This is a genomic window from Cyanobium sp. ULC082, assembly GCF_977927535.1.
The window spans coordinates 153,138-174,397 of sequence record NZ_OZ376398.1; the positions used below are offsets into that span (position 1 = coordinate 153,138).

Sequence of the window (21,260 nt, forward strand, 5' to 3'; positions counted from 1 at the left end):
TTCCGGCTCACGCGCAGTCCAATAACCTATCACATCAGCTCTCGTCTACAAGTGCTTCTGCCCAGGGGAGGAAGATCTCGAGGGTCGCGGGGTCGCGGGCCGCCAGAACGGGAAAATCGGCATGGGCCTGGTCCTCGCCCGGCTGGAGGCGGGCTGGATTGGTCACCAGCCACCGCAGCGGACAGCCCAGCTCCGAGAGCACCAGCCAGGCCGCAGCCAGATCCCAGATCTTCGGGGTGGCTTCGAGCGCCGCCACTGTCTGGCCCATCGCCACGCTGACCAGATTGAGGCTGGCCACCCCGAGCAATCTGATCTTTCCGGGAAAACGCCGGTCGGGCAGCCTCTGAAGGACGCCGATCGATCGGCTGCACAGCGAGGCGCAGCCGATCGCCTGGCCCTGGGATGTGGGAGCAGGCAGAGGCTTGCCATTCCGCCAGGCCCCCTGCCCCCGCACCGCCACGATCCGTTGCCGGAGGGGAGGAATATCGAGGATCGCCAAGACCGGAACGCCGTGCTCGAAACGGGCCAGGGAAATCGCCCAGTACGGAATGCCGGCGGCAAAGTTCGTGGTGCCATCGAGGGGATCCACCACCCAGTAGGCGGAGGTCCGGGGGATCCGTTTCTCTCCCTCCTCACTGAGTACCCCTTCGCCGGGATAGAGCTGGCCCAGGCCGTGCACCAGGGTCGCGTCGCTCCAGCGGTCACAGGCCGTGATCAGGCTGCCATCGGCCTTGGACTCCGCGGCCATGTGACCGAAGTCGAGGCGCTGCCGGGTGGCCACCTGATCGAGCAGGCCATCAAGCGGCAGGGCGCCCAGCGGAAGGTGGCTCATGGCAGACGCGCTCATCCGAGTTCCAGCGAGAGGACGCGGCTGAGGCTGCGGCTGGTGTCCTCACGGAACTGGCGCAGGTTCAGCGCCGAGAGCAGCCACAACGCCGCAAAGGCGACCAGAGCCTCGATCGACAGCACCAGGGCAAAGGGGAAAAAGCTCGAGCCATCCGGCCCGATGGCCCGCCCCAGATCGAGCAGACCTCCCCCCAGCAACTTGCCGACGGCCCTTGAAAATGCCTGGGCCAGGCCCCAGACCCCGACAAAGGTTCCAGCCGCCTCCGGCAGGGTGAGGTCAAGCATCAGGCAGAGAGTGCTGTTGGTGCCGATCCCCGAGGCCAGGCCGAACACCAGCATCACCGTCTTGAGCACGGCCACCTGGGCTGTGAGCCCAGCCAGAAGAAGCAGAAGCATCGAAGCGGCGATCAGCTGGCAGCCCAGCCGCGCCGTGGCCAGCGGTCCAAGCCTGGGAACGATCCACCAGCCCGCAGCCACCAGGCCGATCAGGGTCCCCGATCCCCAGAGAGCGTTGAGACCGGCGGTGGCAGCGATCGGCATGCCGAACACTTCGGCGCCATAGCTCTCCAGAACAGGATCCTGAAGGAACAGGGCAAGGGTGAAGAGGACGAGAAAAAGAAAGAAGATGGCCACCTGCCGGCTGGAGGTGATCAGCTGCCAGGCCCGCCTCAGGGTGATCGCATCCTCCCGTTCGGCGCTCTGACTCAGATCGGTCTGGGCCGGTTCCATCCCCAAAACAGCCAGGAGGGTCAGCGCGAAGACAACCAGGGCGGAGCGCACCATGAATGGCCCCAGGACCGCTTCGAGTACGGCGGGATCCTTCACCCCATCGAGATTCCGAAGACTGAGGGAAATCGCCACCGCTCCAGCAACGATGCCGACAGTGAGCATGCACCAGATGATCCCGACCGCCCTGGGGCGATCCTTCTCGCCGGTGCGATCAATCACCAGAGCGAGATACGGGGTGCTGGCCATCGACACAGCCAGCCCGTAACAGGCGAACAATCCGCAGAGCAAGGCTCCCCCCAGCAGGCTCGCCTGGGAATCCTGCGCCTGGAACGCCCTCGCCAGCCTGAAGATCACCGGCACCACCAGCACGGCCAGGCCGCAGAAGCCGGCAGCACCCACAAGGATGTATGGGGTGCGATGCCGTCCTGCCCAGGCATAGCGATCGGAGATCTGGCCGAACAGCACCCGGGAGGGAGCAACGAACTGCTCGAAGGCCAGGGCGCCGCCCACCAGAAGGCCTGGGAACCCCAGCTCACTGACCATCACCCGATTGAGCAGCCCGGCAAAAACAACAGCCAGAAAGCCGAGACAGGCCTGGAAAAGGCCAAGCCTCAGGGTGCCGGGGATGGAGAGCCCTGGGCCCGATGAAGCATCCGGGTTCATCGGGGCGGCAGCTTAAAGCGATGTGACCTTATCAAGGACATTCTGGAATCCAGCTGGCCTGGCCCAAGCTGGCTCACAGGCTTGAGTCGAGCTGGCAGGCCGGCTGCAGAGGCAGGGGTTCGATCGGGATCTGGGTGGCTGGGTCCTGAGCTGGCTTGCTTCCCGGCAGGGCAGGAGGCTTGCAGAGCGCCACCTGATCAAGACCGGTGCGGCGGCGCAGCTCAGCCAGACGCTTGTTGTAGTCGGTGACGGCGCGAGCGTAACGAACCTCGGCCTGGGTGAGATCGCGCTGTGTATCGACAACTTCCCGCTGGGTCGTGACGCCGGCCTGGAATCGAAGCCGCGCCAAGCGGAGGGTCTCCCGCGCCGAGATCACTTCCCGGGTCGTGGTGGCGATGTCGCGATTGTTCTTGAGCAGCTCATAGAAGCTCGATTCCACTTCCTGGCGAATCGAATCGCGACGACTGGCGAAACGGAACCGATTTTCCTCAGCGACCTGCTTCTGCTGGCGGTACTGGGCGGCGGCTCGACCGCCATCAAACAATGACCAGCTCAAGTTGAGCCCGATTGTGTTATCGAAGCCGTAGGTAAGCGTATCGGTATTGCTGGTGTTGATCGCTCTGGAGGTGGTCTCACCACTGAAGCGGTTCCAGCCGAAGTTATTCACAATGCTGAGAAAGGGCTGCACCGCTCCGATCGAGGCATTGGCATTGCTGTTTGCAATCGAGATGTCAAGAATGATCTGATCGAGTTCCTCGCGGAAGGCATAGGCGGCCACGATGCTCTCCTGCAGAGAGGGCAACCAGGAGGCCAGCACCCGCGCCGGTTCCCTGGCCGTGGGGGTGACGTTCATGGGCAGATCAAGAAAGGCGGCCAGGCTGCGGCGGGCCACGGATTGATCAGCCAGGGCTGTGGTGAGCAACTGCTGGTCGCGGGCAAGCTGGGTTTCTGCCTGCAGAACGTCGAGCTTGGTGGATACACCGGCCTGGAAACGAGCCCTCGCATCCCTGAGACTCACCAGAGAAGCGCGCACCGATTCCTGGCCGATTCTCACATTTTCGTCGGCAAGTTGCAGATCGAAGTAGGCCTGGGCCACCTGAAGCCGCAGATCCCGCAAGGCGATCAGATACTGATTCTGGGCCTGCTCATACTGATCGCGGGCGGCGGCGATCTGAGGGACCCGTTGGGGATTGATCAGATCCCAGTTGATGCCGATGCTCATCTGCCCGCCATACCTCAGATTGGAGGTCGTGGTGGTGTTGGAGGTGGGGTTGAAGGGTGTGCTGCGGCTCGGGAAATTTGTATCACTCCGAAAACTATTGTTCAAACCTGGAAAACTGTTTGACGTGTTGAGGTTGATGTTGGGATACCAGGCGGAGATCTGGGCCCTCAGGTTGGACTTGGCCTGATCCACCTGGGAGGCCACAGCCTTCAGATTGGGGTTGTTGACTTCGGCAATGGTTTCCACCTCACGCAGGCCAAGGGGCCTGAGTTCCTGGATCCTCACCTGGGTGGGCTTGGTCGGCAGGGCCAGCGAGGGTGGGCCACTGAGCCCTTCCAGGCCGGGCTCGAGCTGCTTGGCTGCCGGAGCCAGCACGGAGGGATCCGACCTGGGACGGTTTCCCAGGACCTCAGGGGCCAGGGGCAGCTCGCTGCCCACGGGCTGGGCGGGCTGCACCGAAGCCGGCTGAGCCACGGCAGGGAGACAGGCCATCCCGGCGAGTGCCGACAGGACAAGGATGGAAGGCCGCACGCCAGAGAGGTCGGTGTTCAGGCAGAGCTTAAGGAACAAAGGCCAGCTCGCCGATGCAGGCAGCCACGAAATCATCCGCCCCATCCACCAGGCGAATCGGCACCGGGCAACGGGCTCTGAACGCGTCGAGGCTGAGGTCGTCCAGAAAGACAGGCATTCCCTGGCGCAGGACCACCGAGGGGAGAAGAAGCTGATCGCCCAGATCCAGGCCAGCCAGCCCCGTCAGCAGGTCGGATCCGGTCAGCAGGCCCGTGACCACCTGATCCTGGCCCCAGTAGGGGCTGGGCAGACCATGCAGGATCACCTCCAACCCATCAACGCGGTTGAGGCGATCCACCACCGGCTGGAGGGCCTCGGCCACCAGCCGCCCCACCACCCAGCTGATCCGGCGGGGAGCCGCCAGGCGCTCCGGCAAGGGTTCGGTGGCCCGCTCCAGGGATTCAAGGAAGGCCCGGATGCTGCCGACGCCGTTCTCCTGCTGGGGGAGGTCTTCGTAGGCGGAGCGGGGAGGCAGAGGCAGGCCGGCGATCAGATACCACTCATCCGAGAGCCAGGCGAAGCGGCTGCCCAATCTCGAGAGGAAGTGCTCCTGGATCGGCTCCACCTGGGCAATCACGGTGCGTGCACAGTCCCGATCGACCGGCACCAGACCATCCTGCTGGGGCCGGAAGCGGGTCAGCCCGACAGGCACCACCGCCGCGGAAAGCACCGCCGGCCAGGGTTCGGCAGCGAAGCTGGCCAGGTCATGGAGGCTGCGCTCCAGGGCCGCACCATCGTTCAGACCCGGACAGACCACCACCTGGGCGTGGATCTGCAGGCGCCGCTCCGCGAACCAGGCCAGCTGCTCCATCAGCAGCCCAGCCCGCTGATTGACCAGAAGGCGTTGCCGCAGCTCCGGATCCGTGGCATGGACCGAAACGAACAGCGGCGAAAGCCGCTGATCTTCGATCCGCCCCCAGTCGGCCGGGGTGAGGTTGGTGAGGGTGAGATAGGAGCCGTAGAGGAAGCTGAGCCGGAAGTCGTCGTCCTTGACGTAGAGGCTTTCGCGCTGACCGGGGGGCTGCTGATCAATGAAGCAGAACGCGCAGTGGTTGTTGCATTGCCGCAGCCCGTCGAACAACGCTTCTGTGAAGCCCAGCCCCAAACCGTCGTCGGCATCCTTCTCGATCTCCAGCCGGTGCAGAACACCCTCCGGGTCCTCCACCTCGAGCACCAGGTCTTCCTCACCGACCAGCACCTGCAGATCGATCAGGTCCCTGGGCCTGAGGCCATTGATGCTGAGCAACCGATCGCCGGGTTGAAAGCCGAGCTCCTCACCGATCGAACCGGGCGCCACGGTGGACACAACCGCCGGCTGGGGGAGGCGATCGACGGCGCCGACATCCAGCGAGACGCCGGCGGAAGGCTCATTCCACACGGGATCAGCGGTTCCACAGACCCTTCAGTCTGAACGACGATCAGCTCAGCCGGCAGCACCCCCCGACCGGGCCACCCAGGCCAGCAGGAACACCCCGAAACCGAGCCGGTAGGCCACGAACACCCAGGTGCTGTTGTTCTGAAGAAAACGCAGCAACCAGGCGATCGCCAGCCAGGAGACCACCGCCGCCGCCGCGATCCCGACCAGCATCGGCACAGGCCCCAGGGCCGCGTCGGCGGCAAAGGCCGTCTTCAGCTCGACAAGGCCGGCCAGGGTGATGGCGGGGATACCCAACAGAAAGGAAAAACGGGCCGCCGCCGATCGCTCCCAGCCATCGAAAAGCGAGGCCGTCAGGGTGCTGCCGGAGCGCGACACTCCTGGAATCAGGGCCAGGGCCTGGGCCAGCCCGACCCAGACCCCATCGATCGGACGGACCTGGGGCAGCGACCGGCGCCTGGCGCCAAGCGTTTCCGCCAGGGCCAGAACCAACGCCATCACGATCGAAACAATTCCGATCGAAGCGATCCCACGCAAGGCGGATGTTTCGTAGCCCGGCCAGAACACCTTGATAGCCAGACCGGCGAGCACGATCGGCACGGTGCCGATCACCATCGCCAGCCCCAGCCGCGCCGAGGGGTCCTTCCATTGACCCAGGCGAAAGGCGCGGCTGATGCCACGGATCACAGCGGCCAGGTCGTCACGGAAATAAAGAATCACCGCCCCGATGCTGCCGAGCTGGATCACCGCCGTGACCGCGACGCCAGGATCCCCCCAGCCCAGCAACACCGGCACCACCTTGAGATGGGCCGTGCTGCTGATCGGCAGAAACTCGGTGAGCCCCTGAACGACCCCAAGCACCAGGGCGTGCCAGCAGGCCTCGAAAAGCCCCAGCGCCGGAGGCTGGATGGCGGCGGGCATCGGGGGCATCAAAAATGGGAAGTTCCGACCCTATGGCCTGGAGGCGAAACGCACCAGGACCCAGCCCCCCTTAAGGTTGAAAACCTTTTGTTACACGTGCCGGTGCCTGGGGCCATTGCCACCCTCTCTCCCCCCGCTCCAGCCAGCCTGCAGCTTCGGATTCCCTCCCCTTCGGCGCGAGGGCGACAGGCAGGGTTGCCTCTTCCGGCGATGGCAGCTCTGCTGGTTGTGTTGCCCGTTTTCCTCCAGGCACCCTGGGTAAGGCTCCATCCCTTCAGTGCATCGCTGTTCACCGCTGGCCTGCTGGCGATGGGCCTGCTGCTCGATCGCCTGAACGGGGGCCGCTGGGCCAGCCTTGGTCAGCTGCTGGTCGGCTTCGCCGGCAGCTGGCTGGGGGGATGCCTGTTCTGGGGATGGTTTCGGCTTCACCCAGCCCTTCACCTGCCGATCGAGGCCTTTGCCCTTCCGCTGGCTCTTGCCGGCCTGAACGGACGCTGGAGCAACGGTTGTGCCTTCTACCTCGCATCCCTGGTCGGAACGGCCTGCACCGACGCCACCATGGCCCTGGCCGGAGTGATGCCTTACTGGCCCCTGGTCCTGAACGCCCCTCTCAGCGACGCTCCAGGACTGCTCAACCTGGCGGGCCGCCAGCTTGCCCACCCCGAGGCCCTGCTCCCCGTCGCCCTGGCCGCCATCGCCCTGCTCTGGGCCGCCGGTCAGCTCTGGCGAGCCGGAGCCCCAGGGAAGATCGCTGCCGCCGTCCTGCGAACCACCCTGGTGGTGGATGGTCTCTTTCTGGCGGCTGCCCTGCTCTGCCCCCGGCTGAGTGGCCTGATCTGAGCGGCCGAGCCGGTTGGTATTGAAGAACTGCGAATGCTCAAGCAGGCGAGCCTGGAATCACCGGAGCGCGCCTGTAGCCTTTGGCTGGATCCCGTCCGGCGATCAACTCGAGGAGATTTTCGATGAAACGGCTGGTTGCCTGGCTGATGAGCGGTGTGCTTGTTGCCGGTCTGCTTCTCACCCTGTTCCTTCCCGCCGCCGCCCAGGCGGAAGAGCGTCGGAACGTTGCCGACGACAAGATTGCCGCTTCCGAAGGGAAGGTGGACCTGAACAACTCTCCAGTCAGAAGCTTTCAGCAGTTTCCAGGCATGTATCCCACCCTGGCGGGCAAGATCGTGCTGGGGGGGCCCTACGAGGCCATCGATGATGTGCTGAACCTTGATCTCACCGAGCGGCAGAAGGAACTCTTCCAGAAGTACCGCGACAACTTCACGATCACTCCATCTTCCATTGCCCTGAATGAAGGGTTCGATCGGATCAACAACGGGGTTTACCGCTGAGCAGACAGGTCCTGCTCCTGGCTCAAGCCGTCGGCAGTGATCCGGCGGCTTTTTTGTTGGCTCCTTGACGGGCCCCATGGCTGCTGACGCCGCCCTCCCAGCGCCGCTGGCCAGGCGATGGGATGTCGTCGTCGTCGGCGGTGGCGCCGCCGGACTGATGGCCTGCCTGGAGCTGCCTGCGGATTTTCGGGTCCTGCTGATCAGCAAGGAAAAAGCACCCCGCTCGGCCAGCCGCTGGGCCCAGGGAGGCATTGCCGCGGTGACCGGGCCCGAAGACAGCTTCGAGAGCCACCGAAACGACACTCTCAAAGCCGGCGCCGGTCTCTGCGATGTCGGGGCGGTGGAGTTGCTGGTCCATCAGGCCCCCGGCTGCGTCAGGCGATTGCTCGAGCTCGGCATGGCCTTCGATCGGGTGGAAGGGGGACTGAGCGCCACCCTGGAGGCAGCCCACAGCCACCGCAGGGTCCTGCATGCCCAGGACCGGACCGGGGGCGCGCTGGTGGAGGCCCTGGAACGGGAGGCGAGCCGCAGGCCGCAGCTGCAGCAGGGCAAGGGACTGCTGGCCCTCAGGCTCTGGGTCGAGCAGGGACGGTGCCTCGGTCTGCAGGTGCTGGAAGGGAGTCGGGTGCGGTGGCTGAGGGCTGGAGCGGTGGTGCTGGCCAGCGGTGGCGGCGGTCATCTCTTCGAGAAAACCACCAACCCGGCCCAGGCCACCGGTGACGGTGTGGCGATGGCCTGGCGGGCCGGTGCCCAGGTTCGCGACCTCGAATTCGTCCAATTCCATCCCACCGCCCTGATGCTGCCGGGGGCTCCCCATTTCCTGATCTCCGAGGCGGTCCGGGGGGAAGGGGCCCGGCTGATCGATGACCAGGGCCTCAGCCCGGTGGCCCAGCTGGCCGGCGGCGACCTGGCCCCGCGTGATCAGGTGAGTCGCGCCCTGGTGCGGACCATGCAGGAGCAGGGGGTTGATCGGCTCTGGCTCGACCTGAGACCGGTGGGAACCGAGCTCCTGGAGCGGCAGTTCCCCACCATCCTCGGGCGCTGCCGCGAGCTGGGGCTTGAGCCCACCACCACGCCGATTCCGATTGCTCCGGCCGCCCACTACTGGATGGGGGGAGTGAGCACCGACCTGACGGCGGCCACCAGCCTGCCTGGGCTCTACGCCATCGGTGAAGTGGCCAGTACGGGGGTGCACGGCGCCAACCGTCTGGCCAGCAACTCGCTGATGGAATGCCTGGTGTTCGCCCGCCAGCTGGGTGATCTGCAGCTGGCGCCAAACGATTGGCCCCAGCACGATGACGCCCAGGCGGAACCCTGGGTGGCAGCGGATGAGGCTGCCGGCCAGGATCTCGATGGCCCCGGCATCACGGCCAGGATCGACGCCCTGCGAAGGCGTTGCTGGCGCGTGGCGGGAGTGGAGCGCCGTGGCACCGCGCTGAGCCGGGCCCTGCTGATCACCCAGGCGGAACGCCTGGAGCTGGATCACCAGCCGCTGGCACGGCAACTGGATCGACTGGCCCCTGGCGGGCAATTGCAACTCACTCCCCTGCAGCAGAGTCGGCTTCGCCCCCTTCAGGATCTCAGGCAGATGCTGATCCTGGCTGAGCTGCTGATCGCCGCGGCCCTGTTTCGCCAGGAAAGCCGCGGCGGCCACTACCGCACCGACGCTCCCGCACCGCAACCGTTCTGGCAGCGGCACACCATTCAGGAACGGGGCAGGCCGATCGGCACGGATCCGCTCAGCGAACCGCCCAGCCGCCTGGGCTGAGCCTGGAGCTCACTTCAGGGTGCGACCGGGCCCTTGAACCCACTCCATTCCGCCAGCCTGGCGAGGGGCTTGACCCCCGATTCCATCCGTCCGTTGATCTCCCAGCTGGGGAACCCCTCGATCTTCTTCGCCTCACACAGGGCCCTCTGGTTGTTCACCCCATCGGGGGCACATTCGACCACTGTGAGTTTCGCGGCTGCCTCCTTGCCGAACAGTTCCTTCTGTTCATGACAATGGGGGCACCAATAGGCGGAATACATCACGGCGCCCTGGGCCTTGAGGTGCTCCGCCAGGGCGATGGTGGCCGGGGTGCTGGCCCTGACGACGGGAGGCGGTGTGCCCTTGGTGGTGAGGGCAGCCGGCCTGTCGACGGACGCCGCCCAGCCGAGCCCGGCCAGGCCCACCACGAGGGCAACGATCACACCACGGAAAACGAGCTGGCCACGGTCTTCCCAGTCGCCGCCGAACAGGCTCAGGACGAAGAGCAACAGGCTGAGCACCGCCGAGAGCACGCAGAAGAAGCAGAACGCCTGGATCTTGAAGATCAGCAGGCCCATCAGCAGCAGGCTGAACACCAGCATGCCGCCGGTGAGCAGGAACAGCCCCCACCAGCTGCGCTCCGAGAGGCTGGTGCGCAGCTCACCCCGCAGGACCAACGGCAGCAGGGCGAGCAGCAGCACCGCGGTGTAGGCCAGGAAGCCGAACAGGGAGAGGGGTTGGCCGAAGAAACTGCCCCAGACGCTGTTGAGCACCTTGTCGCAGCCTTCAGCTCCCCCTGGGCAGGTGAGCTGGCCGATCACACCCCAGCGCTTGAGGGTGATCGTGCCGGTGTCGATCATGCCGATGGTGGCCAGCACGGCCATCACCACGCGTATCCAGCGATGATTGGGTTCACTGCGGCGACGGCTGCTCAGGCGACTGCTCAGGCGGGTGGTGCTCACGGCGGATGTTGCCAGTTGGGCGATTGTGGCAGCACCCGCCTGAGGGCGGTCACCCGTTGCCGGTCCACAGCACCGCTCACCACTCCATCCTGCTTGAGGGCGGTGCCGGCGATCACCCCGTTGCAGCAGGAGGCCAACTGGCCCATCAGCGCCGGGGTGGCTCCACTGCCGATCAGCACCGGTGCCCCCCTGGCCGCGGCCATCGCCTGCTCCAGGTCGCGCCGGACGGTGGGCTGGCCGGTGCCGGCCCCGGAGACGATCACCCCGTCCGCCCCGCCGCGCTGGAGAACATCAGCCACAGCTTCGGCCATGCCGAGCGGCGCCAGTGGCGCGCCGTGCTTGACCAGAACATCGGCAAGAATCAGGATGGATTCAGCCCCCAGCAGGCGGCGGCGGCGCAGCAGCTCGGCCGCCTGACCCTCGATCACACCCTGATCGGTGACGGTGGCACCGCTCAGCACGTTGACCCGCAGGAACCTGGCTCCGCTCACCTGGGCGATCGCCAGAGCCGCCAGGGCATCATTGCGAAGCACGTTGATTCCAACCGGCAGGCAGGTTTCGGCCACCAGCTCGGTGGCCAGGCGGGTCATGGCCGCCACGGTTTCCGGCGGCACGGTCCCGCCCCAGAAGGGCACATCACCGAAGTTCTCCACGATCAGGCCATCGGCGCCGCCATCGCGATAGGCGCGGACATCGGCAAGCGCCGCAGCCAGCACCGCGCCGAAATCCCCCTGCCAGCCGGGTGAACCCGGCAAGGGCCTGAGATGAATCACCCCGATCAACGGGCAGGGCTGAGCAAACAGGCCCTGCCAGCGATCCGGAATCAGGAAGCCGCTCGGGGGAGTGTCGCGGTTGTGCATCTCATAGGGTGTCAAGACCGGCCTGGGACCCGAACCTCCGATGAGCCAAGCCGCCAGCAAACCCACTGTGGCCTTTGCCCACCTGGGCTGCGAGAAGAACAGGGTGGATACCGAGCACATGCTCGGCCTGCTGGCCCAGGCTGGCTATGGCATCAGTGCCGATGAAAGCGAAGCGGCCGTGGTGGTGGTGAACACCTGCAGCTTCATTCAGGACGCCCGCACCGAATCGGTTCGCACCCTGGTGGGACTGGCTGAACAGGGCAAGCAGATCATCATCGCCGGATGCCTGGCACAACACTTCCAGGAAGAGCTGCTCGAATCGCTGCCGGAAGCCCGGGCGATCGTCGGCACCGGCGACTACCAGCACATCGTTGAGGTGCTGCAGCGAGTTGAGCAGGGCGAACGGGTGAACCGGGTGAGCGCCACCCCATCCTTTGTCGGAGACGAACACCTGCCCCGCTACCGCACCACTTCCGAAGCGGTGGCCTACCTGAAGGTGGCCGAGGGCTGCGACTATCGCTGCGCCTTCTGCATCATCCCCAGGCTGCGCGGTGATCAGCGCTCCCGTCCGATCGAATCGATCCTGGCCGAGGCTCACCAACTGGCGGCTGAGGGGGTGAAGGAGCTGGTTCTGATCAGCCAGATCACCACCAACTACGGCCTGGATCTCTACGGCAAACCACGGCTGGCCGAGCTGCTGCGGGCGCTCGGAGAAGTGGAGATTCCCTGGATCCGGGTCCACTACGCCTACCCCACCGGCCTCACCCCGGAGGTGCTTGCCGCCTACCGGGAGGTGCCCAACGTGCTGCCCTATCTGGATCTGCCGCTCCAGCACAGCCACCCCGACGTGCTGCGGGCGATGAACCGCCCCTGGCAGGCCGATGTGAACGGTGCCCTGCTCGAGCGCATCCGCTCCCAGTTGCCTGATGCCGTGCTGCGCACCACCTTCATCGTCGGCTTCCCGGGGGAAACGGAGCAACAGTTCCAGCATCTGCTGAACTTCGTGGAGGAGCAGCGCTTCGACCACGTCGGCGTGTTCACATTCTCATCGGAAGAAGGAACGGCCGCCGCCGACCTGCCGCAACCGGTTCCGCCTGAGATCGCCATGCAGCGAAGGGATCGGCTGATGGCCCTGCAGCAACCGATCGCCGCCGCCCGCAACGCCACCTGGGTGGGCCGCATCGTCGATGTGCTGATCGAGCAGGAGAACCCGGCCAGCGGAGCCATGCTCGGCCGCTGTGCCCGCTTCGCCCCCGACGTGGACGGCGAAGTGCGGGTTCACCCCGGTGAGGGTGGGCTCTGCGCCGCACCCGGGACCCTGGTGCCGGTGCGGATCACAGCAGCGGACACCTACGACCTGATCGGAGAGGTGGTGGGGACCAGGGCGATGGTGGAGGACGCCGTGGCCGCCCTGGGGGCTGGTGCGTGAGGGGCTGGATCCTTCGGAACCAGCGCACCACCTTTCTGATCGCCTCGGGGCTCAGCACCGCCGGCTCCTTCGCGGGGATCACGGCCAAGGGCTGGATCCTGATGCACGACACGGCCAACCCCCTGCTGCTGGCACTGCACTTCGCCGCCCTGGCGATGCCCAGCCTGCTGGTGAGTGGTCGCGCCGGAGAACTCACCGACCGTCTGGGCTGCGAGAAAGTGCTGATCCGCTCCCAGTGGGGGCTGCTGAGCGGCGCCTCGCTCGGGGCAATCGCCATTCCCCTGCTGTCGGGAACCTCCCAGATTGTCCTGCTGTTGCTGAGCACCCTGGTGGTTGGGCTCTCGAGCGCCTTCGAACTCACGGCCCGCAACAAATACTGCTCCCTGCTGGTGGATGAGCCCCAGCAGCTGGCGCCCTATCTGACCAGCTTCTCGGTGGTGTTCAACGTCGGCAAACTGATCGGTCCACCGATCGGCGGCGTGCTGCTCGCCCTCAGTGGCCCGACGGCGGCCCTGAGCATCGATGCGGCCAGCTACCTCCTGCCGATTGCCACGGTGGTCTGGCTGCTCAAGCCCAACCGAGCGGCCGAACAACGCAGCCAGCAGGGCAAAGCCGGCTCGCTCGCCACGGCCTGGAGGGAATGCGGCGCTCCCCTTCGCCACGTGCTGGTGTTCACGGCCCTGGCCTGCCTGGCCGTGTTCTTCCACCCCGGCCTCGCCCCCCTGATCGCCCGGCAGGTGCTCGGGCCCAGCCCCCAGGCGCTCGGCCTGTTCACCAGTGTGCTGGCGGCAGGAAGCATCAGCGGTGGGCTTCTGCTGCAGCGCAACAGCCACTGGCTCAGCAGGCGACCATCCCTGTTGCTGGGGGGATGCACCCTGCTGACCAGCCTGGCCCAACTGGGCATGGCCCTCCCCGCCGGCAGTGGATTCAAGCTGGCGATGAGCTTCGCGATCGGCGCCGGCACCGCCGGTCTGCTGGCCGGCAGCAACCTGATCACCCAGGTGGCCGCCGCACCCGTGCTGCGGGGACGGATGGCCGGCCTGGGTCAGATCGCCTTCCTGGGCGGCGGTGGTCTGAGCGGACTGTTGGCCGCCTTTCTGAGCCTGCGCCTGGGGTTGTCCGCCACCTTCGCTCTGATGGGAGGGGTCGGACTGGTTCTCGCTCTCTGGGAGCTGACCCTCCGGCCCCGGACCCTGCTGGAGGTGCTGGAGAACCCCGGGGTCAGATCAACTTGATGCCACGCAGGACCGTGGACAGCAGGAAGGCCGTGACCAGGCCAGCCCCGACAAGACCCAGATAAAGCACGACGCCCATGGTGACCGAAGGCACACAGCCTCGTCATTAGAGCAGAGCGTGGCCTGATCGTTTCGGAAGCGCCTAGGGTGGCAGCCAATCATCACGGGATCCAACCGCCCTGGCGGAACAAAGGTCTGCGTGGAATCCATCGATACCCGGAACGGCATGCGCGCCCTGCTCATCTACCCGGAATTTCCCAAGACGTTCTGGAGTTACGAGAAGATCCTCGAGCTGGTCAATCGCAAGGTGCTGCTGCCCCCGCTGGGCATGGTCACCGTTGCGGCACTGCTTCCCCAGCACTGGGAGTTCAAGCTGGCCGACCGCAACGTGCGCGAGGTGACGGAAGAGGAGTGGACGTGGGCCGAGCTGGTGATCATCTCCGGGATGATCGTGCAGAAGGCCGACATGGCCGCCCAGATCGCCAAGGCCAAGCAACGGGGCCTGCCCGTGGCGGTCGGAGGCCCGTTCGCCAGCTCGACGCCGGATGCGCCGGAGCTTGATCTCGCCGATTTCAAGGTGCTCGATGAAGGGGAAATCACCCTGCCGATGTTCATCGAAGCGATCGAGCGGGGAGAAAGCCAGGGGCGCTTTTCCTCCAATGGCGAAAAGCCCGATGTCACGGGTACGCCCATCCCACGTTTCGACCTTCTCGAGCTTGATGCTTACGACTCGATGTCGGTTCAGTTTTCCAGGGGTTGCCCGTTCCAGTGCGAATTCTGCGACATCATCGTTCTGTACGGGCGCAAGCCACGCACCAAATCACCTGAACAGTTGGTAGCTGAGTTGCAGCGCCTCTTTGATCTCGGCTGGCGGCGTTCGATCTTTCTGGTTGACGACAATTTCATCGGCAACAAGCGCAACGCCAAGCTGTTGCTTCCCGCCATCAAGGAGTGGCAGATTGAGCATGGCTATCCCTTCAGCTTTGCCACTGAAGCCTCCGTGGATCTGGCCTCCGATGAGGAGATGATGCAGATGATGGCTGAAAGCCGATTCGACAGTGTTTTCCTCGGCATCGAGACACCCGACGAAGCCAGCCTGGAAACAGCCAAGAAACTCCAGAACATGCGCAGTTCCCTGGAAGAATCCGTGGACCGGATCACCTCCTATGGCATCCGCGTGATGGCTGGATTCATCATTGGCTTCGATGGCGAAAAAACCGGTGCTGGCCAGCGCATTGTTGAGTTCGTCTCCCGCACCGGCATACCCGCCGCCATGATGGGAATGCTGCAGGCGCTTCCCAATACGGGGCTCTGGTATCGCCTTGAGAAGGAGGGCAGGCTTGTGCAGGACAAGGCCGCCGCCAAAGGAGTGAATCAGACGAATCTGCTCAACTTCGTACCAACCAGACCGATCCGCGAAATCGCCACCGAATACGTTGACGCCTTCTGCGCCCTCTACGAGCCCAATGCCTACATGGACCGGGTTTACCACTATTACCTGAAAGTGGGATCGCCGCGTTGGAAGCCCTTCGTCAAGCCTGCCGATGCCACCGCCAAGCTGCCCAGCTGGACAGATGTTCGGGCCCTGGCGATCGTGGTGTGGCGACAGGGAATCAAGCGCGATACCCGTGGGCGCTTCTGGCGTTACATGCTTGGCATTGCCCGTCAGAACCCAGCCCAGCTCGAACAGTTTCTCGTCGTGCTGGCCCACAACGAACACTTCATGGAGTACCGGAGTGTGGTCACCCACGAAATCGAAGATCAGCTCAAGACCCTGCCTCCCGAGCTGCCGCCGGCCTCGGCCGTGATCAAGGAGTTGCAGCCGGCCTGATCCACATCCCGGCTGGTTCCAGCCTCCTAATCCTGGATGTAGGGCTTGCCTTCCCTGAGGCAGGCCTCCGCTTTCTGGAGCTCCCGCCCGAGGTAAAGCGCATGGTCGAGGCGACTGAGCGGTGAATCTTCGGCCGCTTCAGTGAGCTCGATCCCCAGTTCCTTGGCGGTTCTGCCGCGATAAATCCTGGCCGGAAGGCGTGGGTCGCCGCCGCGGCAGCTGAGCACAGCGCCGGTTTCGGGATCGGTGGCCAGCCCCTGGGCGTTGATGTCGTTGCGGTAGTGCTCGGCGATCAGCAGGCCCGCCTCCAGATCGAGCTTGATCAACAGATAGCCGGCCGGATCGAGGTTGATGAAGCGATCGGACAGCTGCTCATCGAGGCCATCCAGTGTCTCCAGGGCCTCCGGTGACAACGTCTGTGTCATGCCCGTTCCTGCCTCAATCCACCGCCAACCCTAGGCGGCATCCAGGGGGAGCTCGCGGCGGCTGAAGGGAAGCTCGGCATTGACCGCCTCCAGCTCCTCAAGCAACTGGGCATTGGCGGCCGGCAACCAACTGCGCAGCAACCGATCGAACTGTGGCTCGTACCAGCGATGCAGGCTGGCCCGGGGCTGAGCAACGAATCCACGGCGACGCTTGTGGCTGCCACCGGCGCCGGGGTCGAAGCGGCGGAGACCCTGGCTGATCGCCCAGGCAATCGGGGCGTAGTAACAAACCTCGAAGTGAAGATTCTCGATCTCCTCGTTGCTGCCCCAGTAGCGCCCCCACAACGAATCTGCCGAGTGAACGCAGAGAGACATCGCAACCGGATCACCGGGGTCACCGCGATGGGCACTGAACAGAACAATGGACTGGCGCAACTCGGCGGCGGCAAAGCTGAAGAATGCTTCGGTGAGGTACTTGCTGCCCCAGGCTCCCCAGCGATCACAATGCTGGGCATAAAACCGGTGCATGCGGATCACCATCGCCTCCGAGAGATCCTCACCGGCCAGCGCCGTCACGGTGAGGCCCGCCTCGGCGATCGAGCGGCGCTCCCGGCGGATGTTGCGGCGCTGGTTGGCATTGAAACTGGCCAGATAGTCATCGAAACTGCTGAAGCCAGCGTTGCTCCAGAGGCTCTGCTGGTTCAACCAGGTGGCGCAACCGGCTTGCTCCCCCAGAACCTGCCAGCTGGGATCGACATAGAGAAAGTTGCAGCTGAGGATGCCCTGCTCGCGGCAGAAGGCGTCGATCAGCTCCAGCATCACTGCTGTGAGGGCAGGAGCCTGCTCACCGGCGGCGAAATGGAAGCGATAGCCCTCGACCGGGCTGAGCGGACTCATGCCCAGCAGCTTGGGGTAGTACCGCAGACCGAGTTGGCCAGCCAGCTGGGCGAAGGACTGATCGAAGACGAACTCGCCATAGCTGTGCCCTTTGAGATAGAGCGGTGCGAGGGCAACCAGGGTCTGGTCGCGCCAGAGGCCGAGGTGACAGGGCTGCCAACCCTGGCGGGGAGCGACGCTGCCGGATTGCTCCAGACCATGCAGCCAGCGCCAGTCGTAGAAGGGCAGGCCGGACGCAGCGGTGAGAGCCTGCCACTGGTGCTCAGGAATCCCGTCGATCGACCGGTGCCAGCGGGCCTGCAGTTCAGCCATGGGCCAAGGCGATCCGACCGGACGACGGCTGCGCAAAACTAACGGGATGACCCGACCATCTGAGCGCCCAGCCCCAGGCCCGACCCGCTGGCGGCGGGGCGCATTCGGTGCGGCGATGCTCGCTGCCCTGGTTGAAGCGATGGTGGCTGGCCCGCCGGCGCAAGCCAGCCTGCTTGGACCGGTGCTGCAGTGGATGCGGCCCCAGCTGGAGCAGCGCCTCACCCAGCTCTGCCTGAATGTGGCGGCAGGAGGACAGAGCGGGCTGGAACGCAGCCTGCGGGAACCGTGCCGCCAGCTGGCTGGACCAGCCAGTCACTGCCTGATCAAGGAGGCCGAAACCAGTGGCCGCAGCTTCGGAGTGATCACCGAACTGGTGGCCGGACGCTTCGGCGATGACAGCGAGGTGGTGGTGAAGCGTTGCGCCGCCAGGCTGCTGGGCCTCCCTCCCGACACCCTCAAGGAGGTGCCGATGCGGGAGCTGAAGCAACGTTTCGGCCTTCCGCCGGGATGAGCGCAGCTCTCCGGTAGCGCAGCAGCAGTTCGCTTTCGCCCAGGGAGCGATGTTCCACCAGCTCCCAGCTCTGGCCCCACGGCAGCGCCGTGGCTGGACACCAGCCATGGGGACCACCCAGCAGCACTGGGCAGAGCGTGAGCTGGATCTCATCCACCCAGTGGCCCTGCAGCAGGCCGGCAGCCAGCTGGGCACCGCCCAGCAGCACCAATCGCTCCAGCCCCAGGCGCCTGAGCTCAGGCAGGGCGCTTGACCAGCTCTCCACGGGCAGCTGGCGATCGAACCCCGGCGGCAGCGGCTCCAGGCCAGGCCGGTGGGCCGGAACTCCAGTGCCCCCCTGGAGCAGCCAGCGTTCCAGGGGCTGGGAAAAGAAGGGCAGGCTGGCCTCAAAAGCGGCGCTGCGGCTTGCCACCAGGGCGATCGGCTGGGGTGAACGACCCGCCTGCCGCCGCTCCTGGAGCAACTGGGGCCGGTGGATGAGGCAGGTGCTTCGGTGCAGCCGCAGGCTGCGGGCGCCGATCAGACAGCCATCCGCCCAGGCCAGGGACTCCTCCAGCACACGGCGATCACCACGTCCACCCAGCTGGGCAGCTCCGCCAGCCGGAGGGGCCAACCGTCCGTCAAGGCTGACGGCCAGCACCAGACGAAGCAGGGGCCTCGCCGGGGCCACAGGTTCAGACAGCGGCGAGGGCCTCGAGGGCAGCCGGCCGCATGTCGAGCAGAGGCGTTTCAGCGAAGACTTCGGCCGCATTGTTGGGGCTCTCCTGCAAGCGCACCTTGTGCAGACGCGCCCCGGTGGCTGCGACCGGGGCGGCGAGCAGATCGACGATGTGGAGCGCGATGTTCTCGGCGGTGGGCACGCAACTGGCGAAGTGGACCACGTCCTTGTTGAGGAAGGTGTGATCGAAGGGCTCCACCACCAGATCGTTGACGATCTGCTGGAGTTCGGCCAGATCGCAGACCATGCCGGTACGGGGATCGATCGTGCCCCTCACCGTGACATCGAGCAGATAGTTGTGGCCGTGGCCGTGGGGGCGGGCGCACTTGCCGTAGATCCGCTCGTTTTCGGCCTGGGAGAGCTCCTGGCGGGCCAGCCGATGGGCGGCGGCGAAATGGGTGCGAATCGAGAGGAAGGCTTCCATGGTGTCGTCGAGCAGGTCGGCCCAGAGGGTGGGTTGTTCGTAGAGGCGCAGGCCGATCAGGGGCAGATGGGGCGCCAGGCGCTGCCAGATCGCCTGGCAGAGGGCCTCGGTGGTGGGCAGCCGGCCCGCAGGGCCCCGCAGATCGAACTCCGGCCAGCAGTCGTTGAGGAAGCGGAAATCAAGCTGCTCGGTGACTTCGCGGCGGATGGCGTGCTTGACATCGGAGAGATTCAGCACCATGCCGTCCTGGTTGAGGCCACCAGCCATCGCCACGATCAGTTCGTAGTTGTGACCATGGCCGGGGGCCAGGCTGCAACGGCCGAAACGGGCCAGGTTCTCGGCATCACTGAGCTCGGGCAATCGGTAGAGATGGCTGGAGCTGAAGGTGGCGCGGCGGGTGATCACGCAGCCACGGCCCTCGCCATGGCCGGAGAACCGCTCAACGGATCTCGGCTCCGCAGGCGGCTTGCCTTTGGTGATCAAGCCCTGGGCCGACATCGAAACAATTCTGGCGCTGCTGCATCCTAGGGAGGGCCATGGATGGGTAGCCGGTGGCCATGGCTCGCCGCGTTTTTTGATGTCCTCCCCAGATCCCTGCTCCACTGATCGACCGCTGGCAGAGCGCCTCGGCGGCATCAATCTCTATCTGGTGGGAATGATGGGTGCAGGCAAGAGTGCCGTCGGCAGGCCCCTGGCCGACGGCCTGGGCTATCGCTTCATCGATGCCGACCGGGTGTTGGAGCAGACCGCCGCGCAGACGATCCCGGAGCTGTTCGAGACCGAGGGGGAGCAGGGCTTCCGGGATCTGGAGTCAGCCGTTCTGGCCCGGATCGCCAGCTGGCATTCGCTGGTCGTGGCCACCGGTGGGGGGGTGGTGTTGCGGAGCGAGAACTGGGGCCGTCTCCAGCAGGGTCTGGTGGTCTGGCTCGATGCACCGGAGTCGGTGCTGCTGGAGCGTCTGCGCTCCGATCCCACACCCAGACCCCTGATCAGCGGTCCTGATCCGGCCGAGCGCCTGCGGGTCCTGCTCGAGCAGCGGCGTCCGCTCTATGGCCTGGCGGATCTGCAGATCCAGCAGGATGGGCGCCCGCCGGCGGACGTGGCCAAGCAGGTGCTGATGGCCCTGCCCGGGGTGCTCAACGGGCGTTAGCGGCGGGGCGGCTCCAGCCGCACCGCAAACCATTGCACCGTCAGGCCGGGCTCCAGCTCAAGCTCACAGGCCGTGTCGAGCAACCGTTCGGCCCGGGCTCGATCGTTGGGGAAGTCAGCCAGGTCAGCCGGTGGCTCGGCCAGCTCCGCCAGCCGTTCGGCCAGCCAGTCGACGGTTTCGAGCGCTGTGAGGGTGCGTTCGCCGAACCGGGGCTCCAGAACCACGTAGTGATCGCATTCGCGCAGAAGCGGATCGGACATGGCAGGGGCAAAGCGAACACCATCCTGGCCCTGCCCCTGGAGCCGCTGATCAATCCAGCGGACTGGTCGGGTCGATCAGCTCAGCAACCCTGCCCACCGTGAGATAGAGCTGATCCCGCCAGTCGAACAACGGCAGCAGCAGGGGATGATCGGCCAGACCAGGAACCCCCAGGCCCGCCAGGGGCGCTCCGGCGCTGGCGGGGAAGCGAAGCAGATAGAGCTGGGCCGCGACGGCCAGATCGGCGAGCGACAACTGATCGCCGGCCAGGAACGGCTGGCTGCCGACCAGCGCAGCCAGTTGCTCCAGGCTGGCCTGCAATTGCTGACGGCCATCGCGGCCGATCACCTCGCCGAGGCCGCTGAGCAATTCCCCCGGCAGTGCCCCGAGCAGAGAACGCAGAGGACCCGGCGTGGCCTCCGGCAGCAGGGCTCCACGCAGGACACCGTCCTGGCTGGCGGCCTGCAGCAGAGCCAGACGAACCCCGGCAGCCAGGGTGGTGTCGGCCCAGTCTTCAAGCAGCAGCACCCGGGCCCGCTCGGCTGGAGCCGCGGAAATCAGCGGCGGTGCCTCCCCCTGAGCATCGAGGTAGACGGCGATGGCCGAGGAATCGGCGATCACCTCCACCCCATCGCGGATCACCGGAACCTGCCGCTGCCCCGAGAGCCGGAACAACTCCAGCTGACCGAAGCCGGGGGTGACCTCCACAACGCTGTAGGGCAGCCGGCGAGCGGCCAGAATCAACCTGACCTTCTCGCAGAAGGCGGAATGCCTGAACTGGTAAAGCTCCAACTTCGTCGCTGCGAACCCCGTGGCGGCAGAGTAGCTCTCATTC

The 21,260-nt window shown here is 65.7% G+C and carries 22 protein-coding genes; 8 read left to right on the forward strand and 14 right to left on the reverse strand.

The window, feature by feature from the left end:
* Positions 1-34 precede the first annotated feature (34 nt).
* The 5 genes from ACXMDY_RS10190 to ACXMDY_RS10210 form a co-directional block, all read right to left on the reverse strand.
* A complete protein-coding gene (locus ACXMDY_RS10190; protein ID WP_399235657.1) occupies positions 35-832 on the reverse strand; it encodes an inositol monophosphatase family protein in 798 nt (265 codons plus the stop codon).
* 11 nt (positions 833-843) lie between these two features.
* Positions 844-2,238 (reverse strand): BCD family MFS transporter, encoded by a 1,395-nt coding sequence (locus ACXMDY_RS10195; RefSeq protein ID WP_259701949.1) that lies wholly within the window; start codon positions 2,236-2,238, stop codon positions 844-846.
* Positions 2,239-2,311: 73 nt separating this feature from the next.
* Positions 2,312-3,952, reverse strand: a complete 1,641-nt coding sequence (locus ACXMDY_RS10200) for a TolC family protein (protein WP_259701948.1) — start codon at positions 3,950-3,952, stop codon at positions 2,312-2,314.
* 67 nt (positions 3,953-4,019) lie between these two features.
* Positions 4,020-5,408 (reverse strand): TIGR03279 family radical SAM protein, encoded by a 1,389-nt coding sequence (locus ACXMDY_RS10205; protein WP_259701947.1) that lies wholly within the window; start codon positions 5,406-5,408, stop codon positions 4,020-4,022.
* A gap of 45 nt (positions 5,409-5,453) precedes the next feature.
* Entirely contained in the window at positions 5,454-6,326 is an 873-nt protein-coding gene (locus tag ACXMDY_RS10210; protein WP_259701953.1) for an undecaprenyl-diphosphate phosphatase, read from the reverse strand.
* A gap of 210 nt (positions 6,327-6,536) precedes the next feature.
* On the opposite strand from ACXMDY_RS10210, the gene ACXMDY_RS10215 reads away from it, so the two are divergent.
* The 3 genes from ACXMDY_RS10215 (at position 6,537) to nadB (ending at position 9,434) form a co-directional block, all read left to right on the forward strand.
* Positions 6,537-7,166: a DUF3120 domain-containing protein gene (locus tag ACXMDY_RS10215; RefSeq protein WP_259701946.1), complete on the forward strand. Its 630-nt coding sequence runs from the start codon at positions 6,537-6,539 to the stop codon at positions 7,164-7,166.
* Between the two features lie 122 nt (positions 7,167-7,288).
* On the forward strand, positions 7,289-7,666 hold the full coding sequence (psbU, locus tag ACXMDY_RS10220; protein ID WP_259701945.1) for a photosystem II complex extrinsic protein PsbU: 378 nt from the start codon (positions 7,289-7,291) through the stop codon (positions 7,664-7,666).
* Between the two features lie 76 nt (positions 7,667-7,742).
* The gene (nadB, locus tag ACXMDY_RS10225; protein ID WP_259701944.1) at positions 7,743-9,434 is read left to right on the forward strand and encodes an L-aspartate oxidase; all 1,692 of its coding nucleotides are present in this window, start codon (positions 7,743-7,745) and stop codon (positions 9,432-9,434) included.
* A gap of 14 nt (positions 9,435-9,448) precedes the next feature.
* On the opposite strand, the gene ACXMDY_RS10230 is transcribed toward nadB, so the two are convergent.
* Both ACXMDY_RS10230 and ACXMDY_RS10235 read right to left on the reverse strand, forming a co-directional pair.
* The gene (locus ACXMDY_RS10230; protein ID WP_259701943.1) at positions 9,449-10,375 is read right to left on the reverse strand and encodes a vitamin K epoxide reductase family protein; all 927 of its coding nucleotides are present in this window, start codon (positions 10,373-10,375) and stop codon (positions 9,449-9,451) included.
* Positions 10,372-11,250, reverse strand: a complete 879-nt coding sequence (locus tag ACXMDY_RS10235; protein WP_259701942.1) for a BtpA/SgcQ family protein — start codon at positions 11,248-11,250, stop codon at positions 10,372-10,374. The genes ACXMDY_RS10230 and ACXMDY_RS10235 overlap by 4 nt, the downstream gene beginning before the upstream one ends.
* Positions 11,251-11,275: 25 nt before the next feature.
* On the opposite strand from ACXMDY_RS10235, the gene rimO reads away from it, so the two are divergent.
* Both rimO and ACXMDY_RS10245 read left to right on the forward strand, forming a co-directional pair.
* Positions 11,276-12,664, forward strand: a complete 1,389-nt coding sequence (gene rimO, locus ACXMDY_RS10240; RefSeq protein ID WP_259701941.1) for a 30S ribosomal protein S12 methylthiotransferase RimO — start codon at positions 11,276-11,278, stop codon at positions 12,662-12,664.
* Positions 12,661-13,899: an MFS transporter gene (locus ACXMDY_RS10245; protein ID WP_259701940.1), complete on the forward strand. Its 1,239-nt coding sequence runs from the start codon at positions 12,661-12,663 to the stop codon at positions 13,897-13,899. Before rimO ends, ACXMDY_RS10245 begins: the two co-directional genes overlap by 4 nt.
* Here the strand turns inward: ACXMDY_RS10245 and petL are convergent.
* Positions 13,886-13,978, reverse strand: coding sequence for a cytochrome b6-f complex subunit PetL (gene petL, locus ACXMDY_RS10250; protein ID WP_071800208.1), 93 nt, complete (start codon positions 13,976-13,978; stop codon positions 13,886-13,888). The genes ACXMDY_RS10245 and petL overlap by 14 nt on opposite strands.
* Before the next feature lie 147 nt (positions 13,979-14,125).
* Between petL and ACXMDY_RS10255 the strand changes: the two genes are divergently transcribed.
* The gene (locus ACXMDY_RS10255; RefSeq protein WP_259701939.1) at positions 14,126-15,730 is read left to right on the forward strand and encodes a B12-binding domain-containing radical SAM protein; all 1,605 of its coding nucleotides are present in this window, start codon (positions 14,126-14,128) and stop codon (positions 15,728-15,730) included.
* Positions 15,731-15,756: 26 nt separating this feature from the next.
* On the opposite strand, the gene ACXMDY_RS10260 is transcribed toward ACXMDY_RS10255, so the two are convergent.
* Together ACXMDY_RS10260 and ACXMDY_RS10265 are read right to left on the reverse strand one after the other, a co-directional pair.
* Positions 15,757-16,155, reverse strand: coding sequence for a DUF4346 domain-containing protein (locus ACXMDY_RS10260; RefSeq protein WP_259701938.1), 399 nt, complete (start codon positions 16,153-16,155; stop codon positions 15,757-15,759).
* A 30-nt stretch (positions 16,156-16,185) separates the two neighbouring features.
* On the reverse strand, positions 16,186-17,364 hold the full coding sequence (locus ACXMDY_RS10265) for a GNAT family N-acetyltransferase (protein ID WP_259701937.1): 1,179 nt from the start codon (positions 17,362-17,364) through the stop codon (positions 16,186-16,188).
* Positions 17,365-17,410: 46 nt separating this feature from the next.
* Here ACXMDY_RS10265 and ACXMDY_RS10270 point away from each other — a divergent pair, with 46 nt between their 5' ends.
* Positions 17,411-17,875 (forward strand): hypothetical protein, encoded by a 465-nt coding sequence (locus ACXMDY_RS10270; RefSeq protein WP_259701936.1) that lies wholly within the window; start codon positions 17,411-17,413, stop codon positions 17,873-17,875.
* Here ACXMDY_RS10270 and ACXMDY_RS10275 read toward each other — a convergent pair.
* Together ACXMDY_RS10275 and ACXMDY_RS10280 are read right to left on the reverse strand one after the other, a co-directional pair.
* On the reverse strand, positions 17,820-18,545 hold the full coding sequence (locus ACXMDY_RS10275) for a RibD family protein (RefSeq protein WP_259701935.1): 726 nt from the start codon (positions 18,543-18,545) through the stop codon (positions 17,820-17,822). The genes ACXMDY_RS10270 and ACXMDY_RS10275 overlap by 56 nt on opposite strands.
* Before the next feature lie 4 nt (positions 18,546-18,549).
* A complete protein-coding gene (locus ACXMDY_RS10280; protein WP_259701934.1) occupies positions 18,550-19,515 on the reverse strand; it encodes a 6-carboxytetrahydropterin synthase in 966 nt (321 codons plus the stop codon).
* A 79-nt stretch (positions 19,516-19,594) separates the two neighbouring features.
* On the opposite strand from ACXMDY_RS10280, the gene ACXMDY_RS10285 reads away from it, so the two are divergent.
* Entirely contained in the window at positions 19,595-20,167 is a 573-nt protein-coding gene (locus ACXMDY_RS10285; RefSeq protein ID WP_259701933.1) for a shikimate kinase, read from the forward strand.
* Here the strand turns inward: ACXMDY_RS10285 and ACXMDY_RS10290 are convergent.
* Both ACXMDY_RS10290 and ACXMDY_RS10295 read right to left on the reverse strand, forming a co-directional pair.
* A complete protein-coding gene (locus ACXMDY_RS10290; RefSeq protein ID WP_259701932.1) occupies positions 20,164-20,427 on the reverse strand; it encodes a chlororespiratory reduction protein 7 in 264 nt (87 codons plus the stop codon). The two genes, ACXMDY_RS10285 and ACXMDY_RS10290, sit on opposite strands and share 4 nt — an antisense overlap.
* Before the next feature lie 49 nt (positions 20,428-20,476).
* The gene (locus ACXMDY_RS10295; protein WP_259701931.1) at positions 20,477-21,217 is read right to left on the reverse strand and encodes a glutathione S-transferase family protein; all 741 of its coding nucleotides are present in this window, start codon (positions 21,215-21,217) and stop codon (positions 20,477-20,479) included.
* Positions 21,218-21,260: the final 43 nt, after the last annotated feature.